Annotated in this window: 21 protein-coding genes, 1 tRNA gene and 2 pseudogenes; 6 read left to right on the forward strand and 18 right to left on the reverse strand. The window is 62.5% G+C overall.

The features are described 5' to 3' along the window. Window positions 1-4: 4 nt before the first annotated feature. The gene (locus VEJ16_14005) at window positions 5-637 is read right to left on the reverse strand and encodes a DUF1326 domain-containing protein (GenBank protein ID HYB10778.1); all 633 of its coding nucleotides are present in this window, start codon (window positions 635-637) and stop codon (window positions 5-7) included. A 306-nt stretch (window positions 638-943) separates the two neighbouring features. On the opposite strand from VEJ16_14005, the gene VEJ16_14010 reads away from it, so the two are divergent. Both VEJ16_14010 and VEJ16_14015 read left to right on the forward strand, forming a co-directional pair. Continuing rightward, a complete protein-coding gene (locus tag VEJ16_14010) occupies window positions 944-2,089 on the forward strand; it encodes an acyl-CoA dehydrogenase family protein (GenBank protein HYB10779.1) in 1,146 nt (381 codons plus the stop codon). 98 nt (window positions 2,090-2,187) lie between these two features. After that, window positions 2,188-3,048, forward strand: coding sequence for a PhnD/SsuA/transferrin family substrate-binding protein (locus tag VEJ16_14015; GenBank protein ID HYB10780.1), 861 nt, complete (start codon window positions 2,188-2,190; stop codon window positions 3,046-3,048). A 40-nt stretch (window positions 3,049-3,088) separates the two neighbouring features. Here the strand turns inward: VEJ16_14015 and VEJ16_14020 are convergent, their stop codons facing one another. The 4 genes from VEJ16_14020 to VEJ16_14035 all read right to left on the reverse strand — a co-directional run bounded on the left by VEJ16_14020 (window position 3,089) and on the right by VEJ16_14035 (window position 7,483). Then, complete coding sequence (locus VEJ16_14020; protein HYB10781.1) at window positions 3,089-4,123, reverse strand: radical SAM protein; 1,035 nt, start codon at window positions 4,121-4,123, stop codon at window positions 3,089-3,091. Window positions 4,124-4,162: 39 nt separating this feature from the next. Further along, window positions 4,163-4,921 (reverse strand): SDR family oxidoreductase, encoded by a 759-nt coding sequence (locus VEJ16_14025; GenBank protein ID HYB10782.1) that lies wholly within the window; start codon window positions 4,919-4,921, stop codon window positions 4,163-4,165. A gap of 99 nt (window positions 4,922-5,020) precedes the next feature. After that, the gene (locus tag VEJ16_14030; protein ID HYB10783.1) at window positions 5,021-6,244 is read right to left on the reverse strand and encodes an MFS transporter; all 1,224 of its coding nucleotides are present in this window, start codon (window positions 6,242-6,244) and stop codon (window positions 5,021-5,023) included. Window positions 6,245-6,403: 159 nt separating this feature from the next. Continuing rightward, window positions 6,404-7,483 (reverse strand): Ldh family oxidoreductase, encoded by a 1,080-nt coding sequence (locus VEJ16_14035; GenBank protein HYB10784.1) that lies wholly within the window; start codon window positions 7,481-7,483, stop codon window positions 6,404-6,406. Between the two features lie 181 nt (window positions 7,484-7,664). Between VEJ16_14035 and VEJ16_14040 the strand changes: the two are divergent. Both VEJ16_14040 and VEJ16_14045 read left to right on the forward strand, forming a co-directional pair. Beyond that, window positions 7,665-7,784, forward strand: a pseudogene (locus tag VEJ16_14040) (SDR family oxidoreductase). Between the two features lie 11 nt (window positions 7,785-7,795). Then, a pseudogene (locus VEJ16_14045) lies at window positions 7,796-7,988 on the forward strand (SDR family NAD(P)-dependent oxidoreductase). 44 nt (window positions 7,989-8,032) lie between these two features. Here VEJ16_14045 and VEJ16_14050 read toward each other — a convergent pair. The 8 genes from VEJ16_14050 to VEJ16_14085 all read right to left on the reverse strand — a co-directional run bounded on the left by VEJ16_14050 (window position 8,033) and on the right by VEJ16_14085 (window position 15,309). Beyond that, window positions 8,033-8,108 (reverse strand) — tRNA-Glu (locus tag VEJ16_14050). A gap of 88 nt (window positions 8,109-8,196) precedes the next feature. Beyond that, window positions 8,197-9,972 (reverse strand): single-stranded-DNA-specific exonuclease RecJ, encoded by a 1,776-nt coding sequence (gene recJ, locus VEJ16_14055; protein ID HYB10785.1) that lies wholly within the window; start codon window positions 9,970-9,972, stop codon window positions 8,197-8,199. A 113-nt stretch (window positions 9,973-10,085) separates the two neighbouring features. Beyond that, window positions 10,086-11,051 carry a class II fructose-bisphosphatase gene (gene glpX / locus VEJ16_14060; GenBank protein ID HYB10786.1) on the reverse strand — a complete coding sequence of 322 codons (966 nt, stop codon included), beginning with the start codon at window positions 11,049-11,051 and terminating at the stop codon, window positions 10,086-10,088. 85 nt (window positions 11,052-11,136) lie between these two features. Continuing rightward, on the reverse strand, window positions 11,137-12,450 hold the full coding sequence (locus VEJ16_14065) for a homoserine dehydrogenase (GenBank protein HYB10787.1): 1,314 nt from the start codon (window positions 12,448-12,450) through the stop codon (window positions 11,137-11,139). A gap of 280 nt (window positions 12,451-12,730) precedes the next feature. Further along, window positions 12,731-13,117 carry a nitrile hydratase accessory protein gene (locus tag VEJ16_14070; protein ID HYB10788.1) on the reverse strand — a complete coding sequence of 129 codons (387 nt, stop codon included), beginning with the start codon at window positions 13,115-13,117 and terminating at the stop codon, window positions 12,731-12,733. After that, the gene (gene nthB / locus VEJ16_14075; protein ID HYB10789.1) at window positions 13,104-13,763 is read right to left on the reverse strand and encodes a nitrile hydratase subunit beta; all 660 of its coding nucleotides are present in this window, start codon (window positions 13,761-13,763) and stop codon (window positions 13,104-13,106) included. Before nthB ends, VEJ16_14070 begins: the two co-directional genes overlap by 14 nt. 11 nt (window positions 13,764-13,774) lie before the next feature. Then, window positions 13,775-14,416: a nitrile hydratase subunit alpha gene (gene nthA / locus VEJ16_14080; protein ID HYB10790.1), complete on the reverse strand. Its 642-nt coding sequence runs from the start codon at window positions 14,414-14,416 to the stop codon at window positions 13,775-13,777. A gap of 119 nt (window positions 14,417-14,535) precedes the next feature. After that, entirely contained in the window at window positions 14,536-15,309 is a 774-nt protein-coding gene (locus VEJ16_14085; protein HYB10791.1) for an OmpA family protein, read from the reverse strand. Between the two features lie 189 nt (window positions 15,310-15,498). On the opposite strand from VEJ16_14085, the gene phaC reads away from it, so the two are divergent. Continuing rightward, a complete protein-coding gene (gene phaC / locus VEJ16_14090) occupies window positions 15,499-17,313 on the forward strand; it encodes a class I poly(R)-hydroxyalkanoic acid synthase (GenBank protein HYB10792.1) in 1,815 nt (604 codons plus the stop codon). Here phaC and VEJ16_14095 read toward each other — a convergent pair. The 5 genes from VEJ16_14095 to VEJ16_14115 form a co-directional block, all read right to left on the reverse strand. Further along, the gene (locus tag VEJ16_14095; protein HYB10793.1) at window positions 17,286-17,840 is read right to left on the reverse strand and encodes a gamma carbonic anhydrase family protein; all 555 of its coding nucleotides are present in this window, start codon (window positions 17,838-17,840) and stop codon (window positions 17,286-17,288) included. The two genes, phaC and VEJ16_14095, sit on opposite strands and share 28 nt — an antisense overlap. A gap of 13 nt (window positions 17,841-17,853) precedes the next feature. Beyond that, window positions 17,854-18,906, reverse strand: coding sequence for an N-acetyl-gamma-glutamyl-phosphate reductase (gene argC / locus VEJ16_14100; GenBank protein HYB10794.1), 1,053 nt, complete (start codon window positions 18,904-18,906; stop codon window positions 17,854-17,856). A 110-nt stretch (window positions 18,907-19,016) separates the two neighbouring features. Further along, entirely contained in the window at window positions 19,017-19,457 is a 441-nt protein-coding gene (rpsI, locus tag VEJ16_14105) for a 30S ribosomal protein S9 (protein HYB10795.1), read from the reverse strand. A 2-nt stretch (window positions 19,458-19,459) separates the two neighbouring features. Beyond that, window positions 19,460-19,924 carry a 50S ribosomal protein L13 gene (gene rplM, locus VEJ16_14110; protein HYB10796.1) on the reverse strand — a complete coding sequence of 155 codons (465 nt, stop codon included), beginning with the start codon at window positions 19,922-19,924 and terminating at the stop codon, window positions 19,460-19,462. A 153-nt stretch (window positions 19,925-20,077) separates the two neighbouring features. Continuing rightward, window positions 20,078-20,551, reverse strand: a complete 474-nt coding sequence (locus VEJ16_14115) for a PaaI family thioesterase (protein ID HYB10797.1) — start codon at window positions 20,549-20,551, stop codon at window positions 20,078-20,080. A 649-nt stretch (window positions 20,552-21,200) separates the two neighbouring features. Here VEJ16_14115 and VEJ16_14120 point away from each other — a divergent pair. Next, window positions 21,201-22,269, forward strand: a 1,069-nt coding sequence (locus tag VEJ16_14120; GenBank protein ID HYB10798.1) for a hypothetical protein, incomplete at its 3' end; no start/stop codon positions are given.

Below are 22,269 nucleotides of genomic sequence, written 5' to 3' on the forward strand. Positions count from 1 at the left end.
CGGCTCACGCCGCGACGCCGCCCGGTGTTTGGACTACGTAAGCAAGCGAGCTGTGCGTGCCTTTCGTTTCGAATTTGATGGCGCCCGTCGACTTGATATTCGCAGAAGCGATTTCGGCTTGCCGATGTTCAAAGCCTTCGGGCATGGCAATCTGGATGCGATGGGGCGCACCCGTAACTGGATTCTTGATCGGCTCGACGTCCGTCTCCAGAACCCCTTTCGCGACAAGTCGCGCGACGCGCCCGTTTTTGTCGAAAGAGAAATCGATCCGCGTAAAAATCGGATCGGGCATCTTGCTTACGATCAGGCTGAAAATGTGGAATATCGTACCCTCGGCCGAATGCTTGCCCGACAGGATGTTGAAGAGGGCCTCGCGCTGTTCGGGTGTCGCTCGCTCATCGACGATCGCCTGCATCGTGCCGTTGCCTTCATGCAGCGCCCCAGGAAAATCCACGGTTGCCGCGAAGACCAGCCCGTCGAGCTTGGTGCTGGCGAAATGACCTTTGACGATTCGCATACCGACGAGGCCCTTGCACGATCCATGGGTCGGGCGGGCGTTAAAGTCGCAGGGGCAGCCGAACGCACAATTGCAGTTCTTGATCCACTCGCCTTCAAGGCGCCAATCAGCCTGTGGCATGGGTGACCCTCCCTGGCTGGACGAGCTGCGAATTATAGCACCATCGACCCGAAATGTGGCACGACTCCGATGGGCCGCATAATGTCAGATTTCCGTCACGAAACGCGTGCTTGGATACATCCCAGGCAGTCCGTTTTTTGGCGGGAAAGGCGGGCGGGATCGCGGCGGCACCGTCCTATTGATCGGAAAACCAAGGCCGCATAGCATCGAGAATCAAAGCGGTCGCGTCGAAACCGCGGACAAAGACTCGGGTGCCGACCCCAAAACACCGACTGCCACGACATTTACGTAGATCGCGGGGATGTCATGAATCATGAGACGGCACTTTCGAATGCCAAAGAGATCGCCAGTGGCGTCTTGATTCCGGCCGCCAGGCAAAACGACAAAGAGGGCCGGTTCTCGCCGGAGGCCGTGGACGCACTTGGGCGTGCCGGCCTTCTCGGACTCATGCTGCCGACCGAGTTCGGCGGTGCCGGCCTTGGCCCGCGGACATTCGCCTCTGTGACCGCAACCCTTGCGGAGGCGGACGCATCGGTGGCGATGGTCTATCTCATGCACGTGCGGGCCGCTGCAACGATCGCCGCCGCCCGGCCAGGTGCTGCGGTTGCGCCGATATTGAGGGATATCGCGGCCGGTCGTCACCTGACGACACTCGCGTTCAGCGAGGCCGGCTCGCGAAGTCACTTCTGGGCGCCCGTCTCGCGCGCGCGCCGAAACGGGGCGGGCGTGCGCATTACGGCGAAGAAATCGTGGGTGACGAGTGCCGGCCATGCGCAGAGCTACGTCGTCTCCTCGCTTGCGCCGGAAGGAAAGGGTCCGACCGATTCGACCCTCTATCTCGTTCCGGCGGACGCGCCCGGTATCTCGGTGGCGGGGCCTTGGGACGGCTTAGGACTGCGGGCCAACGCATCGGCCCCGATGTCGCTCGAGAACTGCGATGTCCCGGCCGAGTTGCAGCTCACCGACGACGGTGCTGGATTCCAAGCGATGATGGAGGTGGTTCTTCCTCAATTCAATCTGGGGACGGCGGCCGTGGCTTTGGGCCTCTGCCGCGCCACGGTCGCAGGGACCGCAGAGCATCTCAAGGCCGCCAAATTCGAGCATTTAGGCCAAAGCCTCGGCGAGAGCCTGCCGACACTCCGCGCACAACTTGCCACCATGCAGATTGAGACCGATGGCCTGTCCGCTCGGGTCGACGATCTGATCGATCATCTGGAGCGGCCGCGAGATACGACGCTCCTGCGCGTGCTCGAAACCAAAGCTGCAGCAGGCGACATCGCGATCGACGTCACATCGGCGGCGATGCGGGCATGCGGCGGTGCCGCATTTTCAAAGCGCACTAATATCGAGCGGCTGTTCCGCGATGCGCACGCGGGTGCGGTCATGGCGCCGACGGGCGACGTCCTGCGCGAGTTCATTGCGCGGGCGATCCTGGGGATGCCGCTCTTCTGACCGTGAACGCCCCAGCATGAGCGGGCCGGGCGAGGCCGAACGCTTCATCGATCGAAGAATTCGTTTCGATCGCAGCGCAATTTACCGGGAAGGCGATCATGGGCCAAACAATTTGGGTGGGTGCGGTCGCATACGATCCGAAGGTCGTCACGATCTGGGAAGGCATGCGGCGCTATTTTCACGAGGAGGCGCACTTGCCGGTCGAGGTCGTGTTGTTCCAGAGCTACGAAGCGCAGGTGAGCGCCCTCCTTGCGGGCCGCGACGACAACGCGCCGCGCATCGACATTGCGTGGAATACGAACCTCGCATATTTGCAGGCCGAGGCATGGAGCGACCGTCGTTGCCGCCCAATCGCCATGCGCGACACGGATCTCGGCTGGATGACCAAGATCGTCGCCGTCAACGGGGGTCCGGTCAGGGGGCTTGCCGACCTCAGGGATCGAACGTTGGCGCTCGGCAGCCGCGATAGCGGCCATGCCGCAATCCTTCCGGTCCATTTTCTCGGGCGCGAAGGCTTGGCCGAGGGGCGAGACTACCGCGTGCTGCGCTTCGACAGCGACGTGGGCAAGCATGGGGACACCGGCACGAGCGAAGCCGACGTCGTCCGCGCGGTCCTGGACGGTCGCGCCGATGCCGGCGCCATCGGCAGTCCGTTCTGGAAGTCGGTGCGTAGCGAACGCTTGGTGCCGGAAGGTGCGCTGATCGAGATCTGGTCGTCCCCACCTTACAATCACTGCATGTTCACGGCCCGTCCCGACTTCGACCCGGATTTGGAGCGACGGTTTGCCGAAGCTCTATCGGGGATGAACTACGACAATCCGAGCCACCGCGCGGTGCTCGATGCCGAAGGACTACGCCGCTGGGTGGAGCCGCACTTGAGCGGATACGATTCTTTACGCGAGGCGTCGGCGCGTCAGGGATTCTTGAAGCGTCCGGCAGCCCCCGTGGCCAAGCTATGAAGCGGCTTCGCCGCCAAACGCGCATTTAACGACCAGCACGTTACGCACAGTTGAAAATCGTCGCCAAGCGACGTCGATGCTCGCTTTCCTTGTCGAAAGCACGGCGCACGGCGGCGAACGATTCAGCAAGCGGGAAGATGTCGGCGGTCACGAGCAAGTCGGCATCTTCCGCTCCCACCGGATGCCAGTAGACCCCGGCGGCCGTGATCGTTATCTCCGGCACCAAATCCGCGCGTGCGAGCGCCACACCCTCGGTCGCGGAGCCCCGCAGTGCGACACGGCGTATGACCCGGTTCTCCTCGGCTATCTCCCTGGCGTCGAGGAAGCGGCGGAACGTCTCTGCCTCGTCATCGGTCGTCACGGTCGCCGCCAATCGCACCCGAAACCCTTCGGCGCGTGCGCACTCGATTCCCCTCAATGCGCGAGCCCATGACCCCTTTCCACGATGACGGTCATGCCGCTCGGGTGTGGGGCTGTCCAAGCTGATCTGGAGCGTCACCCGCTCGCGCGACAATGAACGCAGGGTCTCAAGTCGCCGCCCCGCGAAGAGCATGCCGTTGGTGAGCACTGTCGTCGGCGCCGCCTCGGCGCACGCGGCCAGAATTTCACCAATGTCCTTGAGCAGAAAGGGCTCGCCGCCGGTAACAAAGATTTCGCTGACGCCGAGCTCGGCTGCTTCAAGAGCGATCCGCCGCACACGTTCGACGCCGAGTGCCCTCCGCGGCGCCTTTGGTGAAGAGCGCACACAGCAATAATCGCACTGCAGATTGCAATCGAAATTCGTGTAAAGCCACAGCCGGGAACCGACGGGTCGATCGGCGTCGGCATTCGCGGGGGCTTCCCCGCACCGAATGACCCAACGCGTGCGGCCCGCCTCGGCGGTTGTTTCCAGCAAGGTATTGCGAGTAAAGCGGCACCAAGCCTCAAGGTCGTCGCCAACGCCCGCCTCGCGGCCGATGATGGCGAGGAGATCGCCGGGCCGGCTGCGACGCAACGCGGCAATCAGCTCCGGCAGCAGCCCGGAGGCGAACGTCCTCGTTCCGATGTCGAGCTCGATGCTCGTCTTCATTTGCATGCGTCTTCTCGTCGCAAAGCCGGTTTCATACGATTTGATTCATTGGGTCACTCGTCCGCCCGAAATATCGATGATGCTACCCGTGACGTAGGAGGCCTCATCCGATAAAAGCCACACAACGACGGAGGATACATCGCGAACCTCGGCCATGCGACCCATCGGGATGGCGGCAATCGTGGCTCGCACCCATTCGGGACTCTGCTTGAGATCCTCTTCGTACATTTCGGTGCGCACGTATCCCGGGCGCACGGCATTCACGCGTATTCCGTCCTTCGCCACCTCTTTGGCCAAACCCGTGGTGAACACATCAAGGCCGCCCTTTGTCGCGGCATAGTGGACGAAGACCCCGGGGGAACCGGTTCTGGCCGATGCGGAAGAGATGTTGATAATGCTGCCGCCCTTTCCGCCGAATTTCGGGGCCATACGCTTGACCGCTTCGCGACTGCAAATCATGGGACCAAAGAGGTTCACTTCGATGAGGTGTCGCGTCGCCGCCGCCTGCCAAGATTCGATTGGCCCATGCTGGCCGCCCTCGCCCGCGTTATTCACGAGTGCGGTTATCTGACCAAGATTGGACTTAACCTCGTCGAACATCCGCACGACTTGGTCCTCGTTCGTCACGTCGGCCTGAACGGCGATGGCGTGTCCACCGCGCTTTCCGATTTCGTCCACGACGGCATGCGCTTCTCTTTGACCTCGAACGTAGTTGACGCATACGCTGTGGCCGTGCTCCGCCGCGAGCCGGCAGATATCCGCACCGATACCCCGGCTTCCGCCGGTCACGACTACGACTCCCATGTGCCAAACTCCTGCCTATAAATCGACAAAATCGAAGCCTCCACGCTTACGATCGGGAAAAACATCCTCGACGAGCATCGGCTCGTTCAAAAGGCCCGCTTACGGTAAATCGCCCCAGCGATCTGCGTCCGGGTGGGGCCGCAGGTCTAGGAGCAAAGCAAACACGATGACCAATATACTTCCCACTGCATACGGTGCGAAGGCGCTCTCTTTTACACCGGTCAGGTCCCAAATCGCGCCACCGACAATCGGCAGGACAACCGCCAAAAGATAGGCGAGTGCGAATATTCCGGCGGACAGTCGAGGGACATCCTCGGGTTTCGCAAGAAGGGGCGGCAACGCAAGGGTGAGCGCCAGCAGGAATGCTGTGCAAAATCCGATTGCGGCAGCCGCAGGAAAGACGAGCACGGGCAAACCGGAGACTATACCTGCCACGGCGACGAGGCCCACGACGCCGCTGACAACCAGAGGCAGACGTCGGCCGACAACGCTGGCCGAACCGAAAAACATGGGAATGAACGCAATCAGCTGCGAGACGTTCAGCACCGTCAAGCAAGGGCCGATGTCGTCGTCAGCGCCTGCGGCGTGCAGGAAATCCGGCACAAAGGCATTTGCCCCGAAATAGAGAGCCGAACTACAGCCGAGCAAGATACCGATGTCCCACATTGCCTTGTCGCGCCAGTTTGGCCACCAGAGCCGATTCGACGGCGTGGCCGCGCCGACCGGTTCAACGAGAAATTGCGACAATAAGGCGGTCGAGAGTACGACCAGCGACCAGATCGCAAGACCAAGCTCCCAGCTTCCGCGCATGAGTGGCACCGTGAAGCTTGCACCGAAGATTTCGCCGACAATTATCCCATTCGTGAATATCGCGGTCGCTATACCGATGCGCGCAGGGAACCAGCTTTTGACGAGCGCTGGGACTGCTGGCTGGAGAATTGCAACGCCGATGCCCATCAAGAAAGTCGAAGCGAAGAGCGTCGTCTCGGATGGACCGAGGCCACGAGCGGCGCCAAAAAGCGTAACCATGACCAGGCCAAGAAACAGCGTGCGGCGAAGTCCCGTGCGCGCGACGAGCAGCGAGCCGGGTACGGCGCCTAGTGCGAGCAGCAACACCGGAAGCGACGTCAGAACGCCAATCGCGGTCTCGCTCAAGTCAAGGTCCCGGTGAATAAATGGAATAACCGGGGGCAAGGATAGCATCGTGGCGCGCGTGCATGCGCCGACGAGCCAAAGCATTGCGAATCTCAGTGCGGTTGTCGATTGCAGAAAATCGTCCTTTGTTTTTGAACCGCGTGAACTGCCCCGGTCGCGCAGCCGCATCGAATGTTAGTGCGGCAGGGCTCTTAGGTCACGGCCGATGTGGGCGGAGCCCATCGACCGCGCAGGTCGGGCGCCACGTGGACGAGGAATGAAATCCGAAGATTTTGGTGACTTTGGCAGTGCGGCATTACTTAGCCCCGATCCGTGAATGCACCCGCCTCACGTGGTAGCAGCGGGAGCTTCAAGGTCGAGCTCCTTCGCGAGCTTGAGCGCGTCTTCCCAGCAAATCGCGTCGATGTTAACGCGTCCGTCACGTAGGTTACGTGCGCGGCAGGCGAAACTGCGTTCTCCAGGCACGCGAATTTCGTCAGTGTCTGTGGCTTTACGCGACCCTTTGATTGCGCCAATACGGGCGCTCACAGCTTGGCGAAAGTGCCGTGGATCGCCAAACGCGGCGGGGTCGATGGCCACAAAGAGATGTCCCTTCGTGACCTTCGGCTTCGAGGCGTGGTCGCTACCCATGTCGCAGCCCATGAGCGCGCCGGAAAGAAAGTCGATTGCAAGTAAAAGCCCATAGCCCTTGTTGCCAAGGGGAGCGATAGCGCCGAGGCCACGTTGAAGTGCGGAGCCGTCGCTGACCGAGTATGGATCGGTTGTCGGTCGGCCGAGCGCATCATGTGCAACGCCCTCCGGCAATCGGCCGCCGTAGCGCTTGGTGTAACGCACATAAGTCGGCAGCGTCGCACAGGGCGCGAAGTCGATTAGGAATGGTTCGCCCTCCGACGGCACAGCGATCGCCATGGGGTTGCTGCCAATCGCGGGTTCCGCGCCGCCGACTGGATGGACGACCGGAATCACATCATCGGAGAACACAAAGCCGATAGCACCCATGCGTGCGATCCGTTCGGCGTAATAGCCGGCCATGTACAAATCATGGCTGTTGCGCACGCCGACGGCGGCGCAGCCGGTCTTATGCGCCTTTTGGGCGGCGAGCTCCGCCGCGAATAGAGCTGCGATCGGACCTGGCCCCGACTGGCCGTCAATAACCGCAATGGCATCTCTGTCGTGAACCAAATTTGGCTTGACGTTCGGCTTTTCCTTGCCCGATTTCAGTTTAGCGACATGAGAGTTGATGAGATGGTTGAGCCCCTGCACACCGATGCCGCGTAGGTCCGCTTCGAGGTGAACCTCGGCCAGCACCCGTGCCGTCGCGACGTCGCAGCCTACGGCACCGAGAATGTTCTCCATAAATTGACGGAGTGTGGCGACATCGATCCTACAGGTCCTGGTGTTGAGCATGGCCTAAACCCTCTCCCTGACGTGCTATTGTCCACGCCGCATGACGACACGATAGCACCGATTTGAGCGTGACCCAGGCAACTCTGTCGCGTTTGTGCCCTTCTCGTCGGATTCGCAATGCTCCCGCTCATTCTGGCCTCTCAAGACATGTGAGACGGAGGATAGAGCCGACTGAGGTCGTGCACTCCATCGTTACGGCAGCGTGAACGATGTCGCGGCATTGGTCGCCTTCGTGGCGGGCCCGGAAGCATCGTATATTACGGGTGCGAACCTGACCGTTGACGGCGGTACCAACGCGTGAGGGGAACAATCATGTCCGCTCTTTCAGGAAAGACCGCTCTCGTCACCGGCGCCTCGCGTGGAAACGGGCGGGCGATTGCCTGCGCACTCGCCAAAACCGGTGCCCCAGGTGCTCGTCCATTTCGGAAGCGGTGCCAACGAAGCGAATGCCGTCGCCGGCGAAATCCGCAAGGCCGGCAACCGCGCCGACACGGTTGCCGCCGAACGCTTGGCACCAGCCGGGCCGCACAAATAAGTCCTTGATTTAGCTGGCGACCCCTACGGGATTCGAACCCGTGTTACCGCCGTGAAAGGGCGATGTCCTAGGCCTCTAGACGAAGGGGTCGCTGGCGGCGAGAGGTAGCGTTTCCCGCTCTCGATGGCAAGCATTTGCTCGGTCATGCCAAGGGGTCGATGCCTTTGCTACCCTCTCCCTATCCCGCCTCGGCACCGTCATCGACGATGAACTGCACACCTTCCGGTCCCGCCCAGCGATCGGCGCGGAGATGGCCCGCAAGATGGAGCGGCGTCGCCGGCCGTCGCATCAGGGCCTGGCCGAGGGGCGTTTCAAGATTTCGGAACGCAATCGCCTTGAGCCGGCCTCCGGCCGCGTCGGCGAGAATCGCGCGCACGTGGCCGTTGCCGACTGGCTCGGCGCGCACCACGAGAGCGTCGCGCAGCACGAAGGTCGGCTCTGCATTGCCGGAGCCGAAAGGCTGAAGCTTTTCCAGAAGCTCGACGAGGTTCCGGCTGGCCGCCTGAAGCGTCAAGGCGCCATCGATGGCGAGGGTCGGCGCGATTCCCTTTTCGGCGATCTCCTCGCCGATGCGCGCGTCGAGGAAGAGACGGAGGGTGTCGAGTTTATCGGCGGCCACCGTGAGTCCCGCCGCCATCGCGTGCCCCCCGCCGTTGACGAGAAGACCCGCCTGTTTCGCCGCGATCACGGCCGCCCCCATATCGAGCCCGCTCACCGAGCGGCCCGAGCCCCTGCCGATCCCGCCTTCGAGCGCCACGACGAATGCCGGGCGGTTGTAACGCTCCTTGAGCCGGCTCGCGACGATGCCGATGACGCCGGGATGCCAGCCCTTTGCGGCCGCGAATGCAATTGAACCTTGCGGCGTTGCCTCGACCGCCGCGATCGCGGCCTCGAGCACCTCGGCTTCGATCGCCTGGCGCTCCGAATTATAACCGTCGAGGCGCTTGGCGAGCGCTTGGGCCTCGTTCTGGTCCGGGGTCGTGAGAAGCCTTGCGCCCAAGTCCGCTTCCCCCACCCGGCCACCCGCATTCACGCGCGGCCCCAGGAGGAATCCGAGGTGATAGGCATTCGGACGTTCGTCGATCCGCGCTACATCCGCCAAAGCCGTAAGGCCGGGGTTGGCGCGCCGCGCCATGACTTTGAGGCCCTGGGTCACGAGTGCGCGGTTGACGCCGGTAAGCGGCACCACATCGCACACGGTGCCAAGGGCTACGATGTCGAGCCACTGCATCAGGTCCGGCATCGAGCGTGTGCGGTACCAACCCGCTTCCCGCAGCACCTTGTTGACCGCAACCGCAAGGAGGAACGCAACGCCCACGGCCGCGAGCTGTCGGTGCGGGCTCTCCTCATCGAGCCGGTTCGGATTCACGATCGCGACGGCGCGCGGCAGGCGCGGCTCCGCCACGTGGTGATCGACGACGACGACCTCAAGCCCCGCTTCGGCGGCGGTCTCAAGCGCATCGAAGGCGGCGGTGCCGCAATCGACCGTGATGACGAGCGTGATCCCCTCCGCCTTGAGGCGCAGCAACGCCGGCGCGTTCGGACCATAGCCTTCCTTGAGCCGGTCGGGGATATAGACCCGGATCGGCACGCCCACCGCGGCGAAAAAATGCTTGAGAAGGGCCGAGGACGTAGCACCGTCCACGTCATAGTCGCCGAATACGGCGATCGAGTCGCACGAGATCACAGCATCCACGATCCGGCGCGCGGCTTTGTCCATGTCGCGCAGATGAAACGGGTCCGGCAGCATCGTGCGCAGCGTGGGATTGAGGAAGCTCTCCGCCTCGTCGACGCCGACGCCGCGCCCGGCGAGCACGCGCGCCACGGGCTCGGGCAACCCGAGACGTTGGGCAAGCGCCAGTGCGGCGCGATCTTCCGCAGCGCGCTGATGCCAGCGTCGGCCGAGAAGTGAGCGCTCGATCCCGAGGAAAGGCGGGGAACCAGGTGCCGCCACCGGTCATCCTCCGGCGACGGCAACCGGAAGAATGCCGTCACCACAGAAGCAGCCCTGTCCGTTACTGCGCATTCCTGCCCGCCGCAAGCGGCCCGATCTCAAGCGACACATGTTCAAGCGCCGATGATGCCGGGCTTGCGCTCGAAGTTGTGGATCGCTTCGATGAAGCGCACCGTGCCGGTCTTCGAACGCATCACGATCGAATGCGTCCGCCCCCCGCCCTTCCAGCGGCGCACGCCGCGCAGAAGAGAGCCATCGGTCACACCTGTCGCGGCGAACATCACATCGCCCTTGGCAAGCTCGGTCAGCGTGTATTTGCGCGTGAGGTCCTTGATGCCGAGGCGATGGGCGCGGCTCTTCTCATCGTCGTTACGAAAAAGCAGCCGGCCTTGCATCTGCCCGCCGATGCAGCGCAAGGCCGCCGCGGCGAGAACGCCCTCTGGGGCGCCCCCGGTGCCGAGATAGATGTCGACGCCACTCTCCTCGAGCGAGGTCGCGATCACCCCGCTCACGTCGCCGTCGGAGATCAGCATGATGCGAGCGCCCGCCTCGCGCACCTTGGCGATGAGTTCCGCGTGGCGCGGACGATCGAGTATGCAGGCGACGAGATCTTCGACCTCGCTCGCCTTGGCCTTGGCGAGGTTCCGCAGGTTCTCCTTGGGAGAAGCGTCGATGTCGACCACAGCCTCGGGCAGGCCGCCGCCGACCGCGATCTTGTCCATGTAGACATCGGGCGCGTTCAGGAAATTGCCATGCTCGGCGAGTGCGATGACCGCGAGGGCGTTCGGCCCGCCGCGCGCCGTGATCGTCGTGCCTTCGAGCGGGTCGAGGGCGATGTCGGTCATAGGGCCGTCGCCGGTGCCGACCTTCTCGCCGATGTAAAGCATCGGCGCCTGATCGCGCTCGCCCTCGCCGATCACCACGGTACCCTCGATGCGCAAACCGTTGAGGGCCGAGCGCATCGCGTCCACGGCTGCCTGGTCCGCCGATTTTTCGTCGCCGCGGCCCATGAGGCGGGAGGCGGCGAGTGCGGCCCATTCGGTCACCCGAACCACCTCGAGGGCGAGGTTGCGATCCATTTTTTGCGATTCGGCCATGTCGTCCTCTTGTTCGCGATTATCGCGCTCTGCGTTTCCTCGGTCTCATTTTAGCGGGATTTTGCCGTCATAGGGGCTCGATCCGGATCATGCGAGGCGGCTCGCGCATGCTGTCGAGGGCGCCGATCTGATCGAGGGCACGGCGCATTGCCGCCTCTTCCGTCTCGTGGGTGGTCAGCACCACCGGCACGGTCGCGTCGGGTGCGCGGCCGCGTTGGATCATCGCCTCCATCGACACCTGCTGGTCGCGGAGTGCCGCGGCGATGTCGGCGATCACGCCGGGACGGTCGACCACCATGAGGCGGACGTAATAGGCGCCGTAATGGCGAGCCATGGGTGCGGGTTTTATGGCTTTGAGTTGGGAGGCCGGCACGCCGAAGGTCGGCGCGCGCCGACCAAGAGCGATATCCACGAGGTCCGCGACCACGGCCGACGCCGTCGGACCCGCACCCGCACCACGGCCCTCATATTCGGTCGTCTCGACGAAATCGCCCTTGGCGACCACGGCGTTCAAAACGCCCTCGACGTGAGCGAGCGGGGTCTGGAGTGAGACCATGCAGGGGTGCACGCGCTGTTCGAGGCCGTGATCCGTGAGCCGCGCGCTGCCGATGAGCTTGATCCGGTAACCGAGTTCCTCGGCATAAGCGATGTCGTGCGGAGAGACATGGCGAATGCCTTCCATGTGCACGCCCGCGAAGTTCACTTTCGTACCGAAGGCGAGGCTTGCCAGTATCGCGAGCTTGTGCGCGGCGTCGACGCCATCCACATCGAAGCTCGGGTCCGTTTCGGCATAGCCGAGCCGCTGCGCGTCCGCAAGTGCCGCCGCGAATTCCCGCCCGCTCCGGCGCATGTCGGTCAAAATATAGTTGCAGGTGCCGTTGAGGATGCCGTAGACGCGCTCGATCCGGTTGCCGGCGAGGCTTTCGCGCAACGCCTTGACGATCGGAATGCCGCCCGCGACGGCCGCCTCGTAGTTGAGCGATACCCCCGCACGCTCGGCTTTCTCCGCCAAAACGGCACCATGATGGGCAAGCAGCGCCTTGTTCGCGGTCACCACATGCTTGCGCCGATCGAGTGCCGTCTCGATGACCGATTTGGCGACACCGTCCGAACCGCCGATCAATTCGACCACGACGTCGGCGTCGGATTCGCGCGCCATCTCGACCGCGTCGTCGTACCATTCGATGTTCGCAAGCGGTGCGGCGCGTTCGCGCTTGCGATCCCTGGCACTGACGGCGACGACGTCGAGCGATGACCCGCAGCGCTCGGTCAGCAGGACCGCGTTCCTGGTGAGGAGCGCGAGCGTTCCGCCGCCGACCGTACCGAGACCGGCGATGGCGATGCGAAGCGATTTCATCGAAACCGAGCGATCGAGTGCCATAGGGCTTTCGAGCGCTGCCTGCACATCGTCCAACCGATGGCGATTTGAAGCATCGCGCGGCGATGGCCGATGCCCATCCGAATTCTCAAAGCGTCACCTCGACTCTTGGAAATTTCGATTGCTCGCTCAATCCCGATGCTCACGCGATCATAGGGCAACACCATCGCTCCCTGCGCGCCTATTTATCGTTCGAACGGCGAAATTTCGAGGAAAATCCAGCGTCGACCCAGCCTCGTGCGCGCCGCCGGCGGACCGGCGGCAACGCCTCGAAAAATGTGGATTATTCCGGTCCGTGCGGCTCGAGCTCGACCGGCTTGCCGTGGGGTGTCATCCGATAGGCCTCAGCCCAGGCCGCCTTGCGTGCAAGGAGTGACGCAGGATCGACGATCCCCTTCTCCGCGACGATGCGTTCGAGGGCGGCAAGCCAATAATCGTAATATAGCGTGCCGTCCTCGCCCTCTCCGCGCGCATCGGCGGCCGCGATTTCGGCGGCGAGGGTTGCCGCCCACTCCTTCCAGGTGAAGCAACCGGCATCGAAGAGTTTGACGACGATCGCGAAGGCTTGGGCCTGCCAAAGCTCGGCGAAGACCGGGCCGTCATCGTCCCGTGGCAAACCGGAAAGCGCCCCGAACTGTTCGGCGACGCTATTCCGCTCAGGCGGGCTCAAGATGATCGTCCCAGAGGTCGAGGGCGACGGAGTCGCTTCCCTTCGCCTCATCGCCCCATAGCTCGGTCGCGGTGAAGCGCACCGAATAGAGATGCTGCGGATTCTCGCCGCGAAAATGCGCGTTGCTGTCGGGGAAGACGTGAACGCCGTGATCTCGCTCAATCACGCCGAGCTTCCCGCGCGCATAGCGGGGCAAGCGCGTGTGCCCAGTCGGATGGAGATTCTTCGCCCGCACGCGCTGACCGGCCTTGAAGCGCGGCGTCACCGGTAAATCGCGCGTCACCGGCACTCCCTTCCTGAGGTTCCGGGCCACGGTGTCCGCGTTCACCGGTGGTGTCCTTTTCTCCGATCCGGGCGCGGGTCGCCCGCTTGCCAGCTCCGTCTCGGTGATAAGGCCCTGGCGCACCGCGAGGCTTTCAAGGCCCGTGAGCCACTTCTCGTAGTAGCTCATGCGGAGATATTCGGGGCCTGGAATACTCTCGCGTGCATGGCGCCCCGCGTCGATGTTCCATTTGCCCCAAGCGCCCATAACAACCGTCAGCGCAAACGCGCGCGCTTCCCACTGCGCGTGAAACACCGGCTCGTCCTTCTCGTATTCAATCGGGCCGAGGCCATGCATCCCACCCATGTCGTGGACACTGTTCATCGGCGGGACTCCTAGGCGGGTGGGGCGACTTTGGCGACGCCGATCATGGCGTCGCGGGTGACGAGGGCGGCGAGCTGCTCCTCGCTCAGCTGTTCCGTCCCTGCCGGCCGTTCGGGTACGACGAGGTAACGCACTTCGGAGGTCGAGTCCCATACGCGCACCTCGACGTCGTCCGGAAGTTCGAGCCCCAACTCGTGCAGTACGCCGCGCGGGTCGATCACGGCGCGCGAGCGATACGGCGACGATTTGTACCAGACCGGCGGCAGGCCGAGCACCGGCAGGGGATAGCAGGAACATAACGTGCAGACGACGAGGTTGTGGACCTTCGCGGTGTTTTCGAGGGCGACCATGTGCTCGCCCTGGCGACCCGTATAGCCGAGCTCGGCGATCGCCGCCGTCGCATCATTGAAGAGCCGCTTCCGGTAGGCCGGGTCGATCCACGCCTTGGCGACCACGCGTGCGCCGTTGCGCGGACCGATCTTGTGCTCGTAGGCATCGATCAGCACGTCGAGTGCGGCGGGATCGACGAGCCCCTTCTCGACCAGGAGGGACTCGAGCGCCTTGACCCGCAGCGTCAAATCGGACGGGGCGTCCTGTCCGGCATGGTGATGGCGCCGGTCGAGGCTATCCGTGCCATGTTCGTGCTTACCCATCGTTACCTCGTATTCGAGCGCATCTTACCGGCATCGGCGCGCGAAGTCATGAATCCCAACCCCCCGTTTTCTGCCGATTTGTCAAGTCGCGCGATCCTCTCTGCCGGCCGATGGCAATATCAGTGCCAGTAGTAAACGTCGGCGCGCTCCTCGGCGTCGCTTCCCGAAACCCCCACAAGAGAAATCGTCGGCGCCCCCACTCCGGCCGCACTGACGACAAGCTCGCTGGGCTTGACGCCGAGGCCAACGAGTGCGCGCCCCACACCGTTCGCCCGTTCGAGTGAGAGGTGGAAATCGGCGATCCTGCCCTGCGCACCGCTCCCACCACCCTCGGAAGCGGCATAACCCACAACCTGCACGCCGCCACCCTGGCGGCGCAGCAAAGTCGCAATCGGCTCGAGCTTTGCGACTTGCGTCCGATCGATCTCGGCCGAGCCGGACGAAAACAAGACAATAGCAATTCGACTCGAGTGGGCCGCGCCAGCGAAGGGCGGCATTTCGGTCACGAGGGCTGCCGATTGAGCCTCGGGGACTATTTGCTGCCCCGGCGCATCGGGCACCTTGACGGGCGAGAGTGCGGTCAGAAAATTGGGCGGCAATTCCTGCGGCTCGGGCGGAAGTTTCGGCGCCTGCGATAAGTCGGGGTTGTAAGTGGCGCTCTTGTTGTCGGCCTCGAGCGACTTTGCCAGCTCGCTACGAGCCGCCTTCGACGGGATCGGCGGTGGGGTGTCGGGAACGCTCGAGAGGTTGGGAAACGGTTGATCGACCCCCGGCAGCGGTTGCTTGACGTGCTGAACGAGCCCTTCCCGAAGATCCAGGTTGGTCTGGTCGGTGCATGCCGCCAGTAGAAGCGTCGCTATAGCCGCGATGACCGAAATCCTGTGTGCGCCCACGAAACCTCAACATCGATCCGCTGGTCCGGCCGGGGCCAACGCCGCCCGCCGCACCTCTGCCGGCTGAATGCCGGTTGCTAATATCGTGTAGTCGAACGATATATAGAGCGCAAGATTCGAGGCGGGGCGGGCCTTTGACAGCGAGCGGGCCCGAGGGTTGCGTTAGCAAGTGCGAAGAAGGAAAGCCCAATGGCGACGGAAACCGAGGGGGAGCGCAAGGGTCCCGATATCAAGCTGCCTGACCCGGTCGAGCTTTCGCGCGCGATGGCCAAGATCGCGGAGCGCAGCCAGACATTGGTGACCGATTTCCTTACCCGCCAAGCAGCCGGCCGTCACGTTGGCATGGCGGACCCCCTCAATGTCGGCAACGCCTTCCTCGAAATGACCGCACGCATGATATCGAACCCAGCCAAGCTCATGGGCGCGCAAGTCAATCTCTGGCGCGACTATATGACGCTGTGGCAGACGACGACGCGGCGCTGGCTCGGCGCCGAGGCGGATCCGGTTGCTCAGCCCGCACCCGAGGATCGCCGTTTCAAGGACCCCTCGTGGGAGGAAAATCAGCTCTTCGACTTCATCAAGCAATCCTATCTGCTCACCTCGCGCTGGATCACCGACACTGTGCGCGACGTGGACGGCCTCGATGAAAAGACCGCCAAGAAGGTCGATTTCTACACACGCCAATTCGTCGACGCGATGGCGCCATCGAATTTCGTGCTGACCAACCCCGAGGTCATCCGCGCCACAGTGGAATCGAGCGGCGAGAACCTCGTGAAGGGGCTTTCGAACCTGCTCGGCGATCTCGAGCGCGGCAAGGGCAAGCTCCACATCAAGATGACCGACATGGAGGTTTTCAAGCTCGGCGATAACATCGCGGTGACGCCGGGGAAGGTCGTTTTCCAGAACGACCTCATACAGCTTCTCCAATACGCGCCGACCACAACCGAGGTCTATAAGCGCCCACTCCTCATCGTGCCGCCGTGGATCAACAAGTTCTACATTCTCGATCTCCGCGAGAAGAACTCGTTCATCAAATGGGCGGTCGGGGAAGGCCATACGGTATTCGTTGTCTCGTGGGTCAATCCCGATGAGCATTTGGCGGCGAAGACCTTCGAGGACTACATGTTCGAGGGCATCCTCGCCGCCCTCGGCGCCGTCCAAAAGGCGACCGGAGCCGAGGACGTCAATGTGATCGGCTATTGCCTCGGGGGGACTCTCCTCGCCTCGACCCTCGCCTATATGGCCGCCAAAGGCGATGCACGATTCAAGAGTGCGACATTCTTCACGACGATGGTCGATTTCGAAGAAGCGGGCGAACTCGGCGTCTTCATCGACGAGGAGCAGCTCGCCTCCCTCGAAGCCATGATGCGCGAGAAGGGCTATCTCGAAGGCTCGGCCATGGCGACGACCTTCAACATGCTGCGCGCCAACGACCTCATCTGGTCGTTCGTCGTGAACAATTACCTCTTGGGAAAGGATCCGTTCCCCTTCGATCTCCTCTACTGGAATGCGGATTCGACGCGCATGCCGGCGGCGATGCACACCTTTTATCTTCGCAAGATGTATCAGGAGAACCTGCTCGCGGTCCCCGGCGGGATCGAGCTTGGCGGCGTTCCTATCGACCTCGGCAAGATCGCTCTGCCCACTTTCATCCTCTCGACACGGGAGGACCATATTGCACCCTGGAAGTCGACCTTCTCCGCGACCAGGCTTTACAGCGGTCCGGTCAAGTTCTGTCTCTCCGCCTCCGGCCACATCGCTGGCGTCGTCAACCCGCCGAACGCGCAGAAATACTGTTACTGGACGAACGGCAAGAAGGCGTCGTCTCCCGATGAGTGGCTCGCGGGAGCCGAGCAACACCCGGGTTCCTGGTGGACCGAGTGGGGCAAGTGGATCGCCAAGCATGGCGGCCCAATGGTGAAGGCGCGCGTACCCGGCGAAGGTGCGCTCAAGGCGGTCGAGGATGCACCGGGCTCTTACGTGCGCGTGAAGGCGGGGAGCTGATCGCGATATTGCGCGCCGAGCGCCCGATAGTGCTCGGCGAGATAGGGGATATCGGCGAGCTCCGCATCGCTCAGCTCGCGCATGAACTTCGCGGGATATCCCGCCCAAAGCTGGCGCGATTTCACGACCTTGCCGGGTGTTACGACAGCACCGCCGGCGACCATGGCCCCTTCTTCGACGACCGCCCCGTCCATTACCGTGGCGCGCATTCCGATAAATGCACCATTCCGAATCGTGCAGGCATGGATAAGCGCGCAGTGCCCAACGACGACCCCGTCGCCGATATGCGTGGGCATGCCGCCCTCGCCGTGGCGGTCGCTGTTGACATGGACGACCGTGCCGTCCTGAAGGTTCGTTTTGGCGCCCACGCGGATCGCGTTCACATCGCCGCGTAGAACGCATCCGAACCAGATCGAAGCGCCAGCACCGATCTCGACGTCGCCGATGACGGTTGCGTTCGGCGCCACGAACGCATCGGCGGCAATTCGCGGCAGCTTGCCATTGAACGGGAGGATGAGGCCGGCCATCTCCAACCCCACCCTATGGGAAGAGAGGCTGCTGCTCGAGGCCGATTACCTCGGCAAGGCCCTGCATCACATTCATGTTCTGCACCGCCTGCCCCGAGGCGCCCTTCACCAGATTGTCGATCACCGAAACCACGATCGCCCGGCCGGGCAGACGATCGGCAAAGACGGCGATGAGGCAATGGTTCGAGCCGCGCACATGCCGGGTCGCCGGTGCAACACCCTTGGGAAGGATTTGCACGAAGGGCTCGTCGGCATAGCGTTTTTCGAGGGTTGCCCGAAGATCGTCCGCCTTGGCCCCATTCGCGAGCCGGACATAGATCGTCCCGAGGATGCCCCGGTTCATGGGCATGAGGTGCGGCGTGAAATTGACGGTGATCGGCCGCCCCGCGGCCTCCGAGAGACCCTGTTCGATTTCGGGCGCGTGGCGATGCTTGGCAATGCCGTAGGCGTGAATGCCTTCGGACACCTCGGCGAACAGCATTTCCTCACGCGCTGCGCGACCAGCACCGGTAACACCCGACTTCGCATCGATGACGATGTCGTCCGCGTCGATCTCGCCCGATTGGATAAGCGGGATGAGCGGCAATTCCGCCGTCGTCGGATAGCAGCCCGGGTTGGCGACGAGCCGCGCCTTCCTGATCGCGTCGCGCTTGATCTCGGTGAGGCCGTAGACCGCCACCTTCTGGAGATCGGGGGCGCGATGCTCGTGACCGTACCATTCGGCATAAGTCTCGACGTCGTGGAGGCGAAAATCGGCCGAGAGATCGATAACCTTCAGCCGCTGCGGAAGGGCCGCGATCACCTCCTGCGTGGTCCCGTGGGGGAGCGCGCAGAAGACCACGTCCGTCTTGTCCCAGTTGCCGTCCTCGATCTTGATAAGGTCCGGAAATCCCGCAGCAGCAAGATGGGGAAAGACGCTGGCCAGCGGTTTGCCCGCATGGCGGTCGGCGGTGAGGAGCGTAATTTCCGCCTCGGGGTGGCGTGCGAGCAAACGCAGCAGTTCAGCACCCGTGTAACCGCTTGCGCCCAAAATCCCGATCTTGATCCGGTTCGTCTTGCTTGCCATCGCACGTTACCTTTCGAGCTTGCGTGAAAGACTAAGGTCTCTTTGCGCATACGAAAAGGGGCGTCCCTGGAGGACGCCCCTTCGCATGAGGTGAGCAGGTTCCTCGAGGGTTACCGCTTCGAGAACTGGAAGCTACGTCGCGCCTTGGCCTTGCCGTACTTCTTACGCTCGACCACGCGGGCGTCGCGGGTGAGAAAGCCGGCTTGCTTGAGGCTCGGCCGCAAATCCGGCTCATAATAGACGAGAGCGCGGCTGATGCCGTGGCGGACCGCACCCGCTTGGCCCGAAAGCCCGCCGCCGATCACCGTGCAGATCACGTCGTATTGGCCGACCCGATTTGTGACGGAGAAGGGCTGGTTGAGCAGCATGCGCAGCACGGGGCGCGCGAAATAGACCTGGCTTTCACGGCCGTTGACGGTGATCTTGCCGTTGCCCGGCTTGATCCAGACGCGGGCAATCGCGTTCTTGCGCTTGCCCGTCGCGTAGGAGCGCTTGAGCGCGTCGATGCGGGGTTGAGCCGGCTGAGCCTGGACGTCCATCTGCTCGGACATGGCTAAGCGCTCCTCTTGTTTTTCGGATTGGCGGCCGAGAAATCGACCTTCTCAGGATTCTGCGCCTCATGGGGATGGCTTGGGCCGGCATAGACGCGCAAGTGGCTCATCTGGCGCCGCCCGAGCGGCCCGCGCGGAACCATGCGCTCGACCGCTTTCTCGATCACGCGCTCGGGATGCTTGCCGGCCAGGATCTTGCCGATCGGCCGCTCCTTGATCCCGCCGGGATAACCCGTATGCCAATAGAATTTGTGATCCGCGAGTTTGTGGCCCGTGACGTGCACCTTTTCGGCATTGATCACGACTACATGCTCGCCCGTGTCGACGTGCGGCGTGTAGATCGTGCGGTGCTTGCCGCGCAGACGCCGTGCAATCTCGGCCGCAAGCCGGCCGAGCACCACACCTTCGGCATCGAACAGCACCCACTTCTTCTCGACCTCAGCCGGCTTGGCGGCATAGGTCTTCATCGAATCCATTAAAGCCATCGCTGAGCCCGATCCGAAAGAAAAGGCCCCACGGGATCAATCCCGTGGGAGCCGCAACAGGCGGCGGAATATGCCACGAATTTCGTCGAAGTCAACGGTAAACTGCCCGGATTTGCGCGGATTTCCGACGCGGTATCATGGTACCGCAAAACCTTCGCCGCTTGCCTGGCTTGGCAGGGCGTAGGTGCCGGCGATGTGCGCGACGGGTTTTTCATCGCCTGCGGAATAGAGTGTCACTTCGACGACCGCGAGGCGGCGGCCCATTCGCAACAATTCCGCCTCGGCCACCATGTCGACCGGCTTGGGGGCGCGCAGGAAGTGGATGGAAAGGTTGCTCGTGACCGCCATGATTGCGTCGCCACGCGCGCCGAGGACTGCGGCATACATGGCGCAATCGGCAAGCGCCATCATCGCCGGTCCGGCGATGGTTCCGCCGGGCCGTACAAAATCCTTCCGAAAGGGCAAACGGATCGTCGCCTTCCCCTCGCCGATCGCTTCGGCCGAAAAGCCCAACCAGCGCGCGAGCGGCAGATCCCGTTCGACGAGGGCATTGAATTCCCGAACGGTCATCTTATCCGCTGTCATCTCGTGAACCGGCATCTTGTCCATCTCGACACTCCCCAAGAAGTCGCCAAGCCGCACTCGATGGGCGGCCACGACACGCAGCCACCAGGGGCGTTGAAAAGCGGTCTTTTTTGACGTTTACGTAAAGGTAATGATAGGCTTCCCATGCGGTGGCGGCAATAGGGGATGCTCGTGTGGCGAATCCGAAATTCGCCACATTAGGGGGCGGGACCGTGAGCGAATTTCGGATTCAAAGCCGCACTAGTAATATGTTGTATCTCGTGTGATCTTCGGATTTGAGGTTCCTGAACGCGGATGCCATCAAGATGCTTGGAACTTCAAATCCACCACACTAGGGGGCTGTCCCATAAATCAATGGATGGTCCGCGATGGATAAATAGCACCGATTGCGCAGACTGGCGACAATGTGCCTGTGACCCACTGCGGAGGTCGGAAGCGATTTAACTCGACATTTGCAGCGTATTGCACCAGCTCAGCGCCTTCGGCTTGCTTAGACTCCGCTCATACCAATGAATCTTACGTGCGCCTTATGGACATTACGAGCACACTTTGGCACACTGAAGAGTAGTGTCGTTTTAGGCGACTCTTGCAAAAGTCGAATCGCCGGCAAGCGCTGCCAGAGACCTCGACGGGGGATTGCATGTGTCCGCCTTGCTCGCGAATCCCGCTCGCGATGCTCGCGCTGACGGTCGCATGTTGCGTTACCGGCATTGCCGACGCGCAAGAGAATGCGACGTGGTCGGCCAACCCTGCCCCACCAAGCAGTTTCAATGACCCCAACAACTGGACGCCGACCGTGGTGCCGACCGGCACGGCGTTCTTTGGAGCCACCTCGACGAACGGGGCAGCCCCATTAATTTTTTCCAACACAAGCGTCGATCAAATCACTTTCACCTCGTTGGCGCCGGAGTACAGCATCGGTGTTCTTGGCGGAGCTACTCTCGAAATAACAGGTGCCGGCGGCATTACCAACGAATCCAGTAACCGTCAAAATATCGTCATACTGTCCGGGGGGACGTTGTTATTCGAGAACAGCACTGCTGGTAACAATACAATTGGCTACGGCAATAGAGGTGGGACGATAACCTTTGATAACAGCACCGCTGGCGGCGCAATTTTTGAAAATCAAAACTCCGGCAACATCGATTTCATCAACAGCAATGCAGGCAGTGCTGTTATCAGCAACGACGTGGGCGCCGGCACTGTCACGTTCCAGGGCGCGAGCAGTGCTGCGAACGCGACGATCAACAACACATCCTCGGGCGGCGGTACCGTCGTTTTTACCGACACAAGCAACGCCGGCAATTCCGTCATCACGAACTTCGCCGCGAGCGGCGTCATCACTTTTGAGAGTTCAAGCAACGCTGGGACCGCAAGTATCAATAACACGGGAGGCGGCGGGACAATCAACTTCCTGGGTTCCAGCGACGCTGGTAGCGCCTTAATCACCAATAGCGCCGGGGGCGTCGTGAATTTCGAGGACAGTAGCTCGGCAGATCTGGCAACCGTCAATAATTCCGGCACGCTGAATTTTTCGGGCAATAGCACGGCGGGCTCGGCGATCATAACCACCAATAATGGCGGTCTCACAAAGTTTTTCGATGCAAGCACCGGAGGTCAGGCTCGCTTCATTACGAACAGCGGTGGCGTATTTGACATATCACCCCTTACAGCGACGGGGATGACCGCCGGCTCGATCGAGGGCGCGGGCAACTATTTTCTTGGCTCAAAGCAATTGACGG

It is taken from the genome of Alphaproteobacteria bacterium (assembly GCA_035625915.1).
Classification (GTDB): domain Bacteria; phylum Pseudomonadota; class Alphaproteobacteria; order JACZXZ01; family JACZXZ01; genus DATDHA01.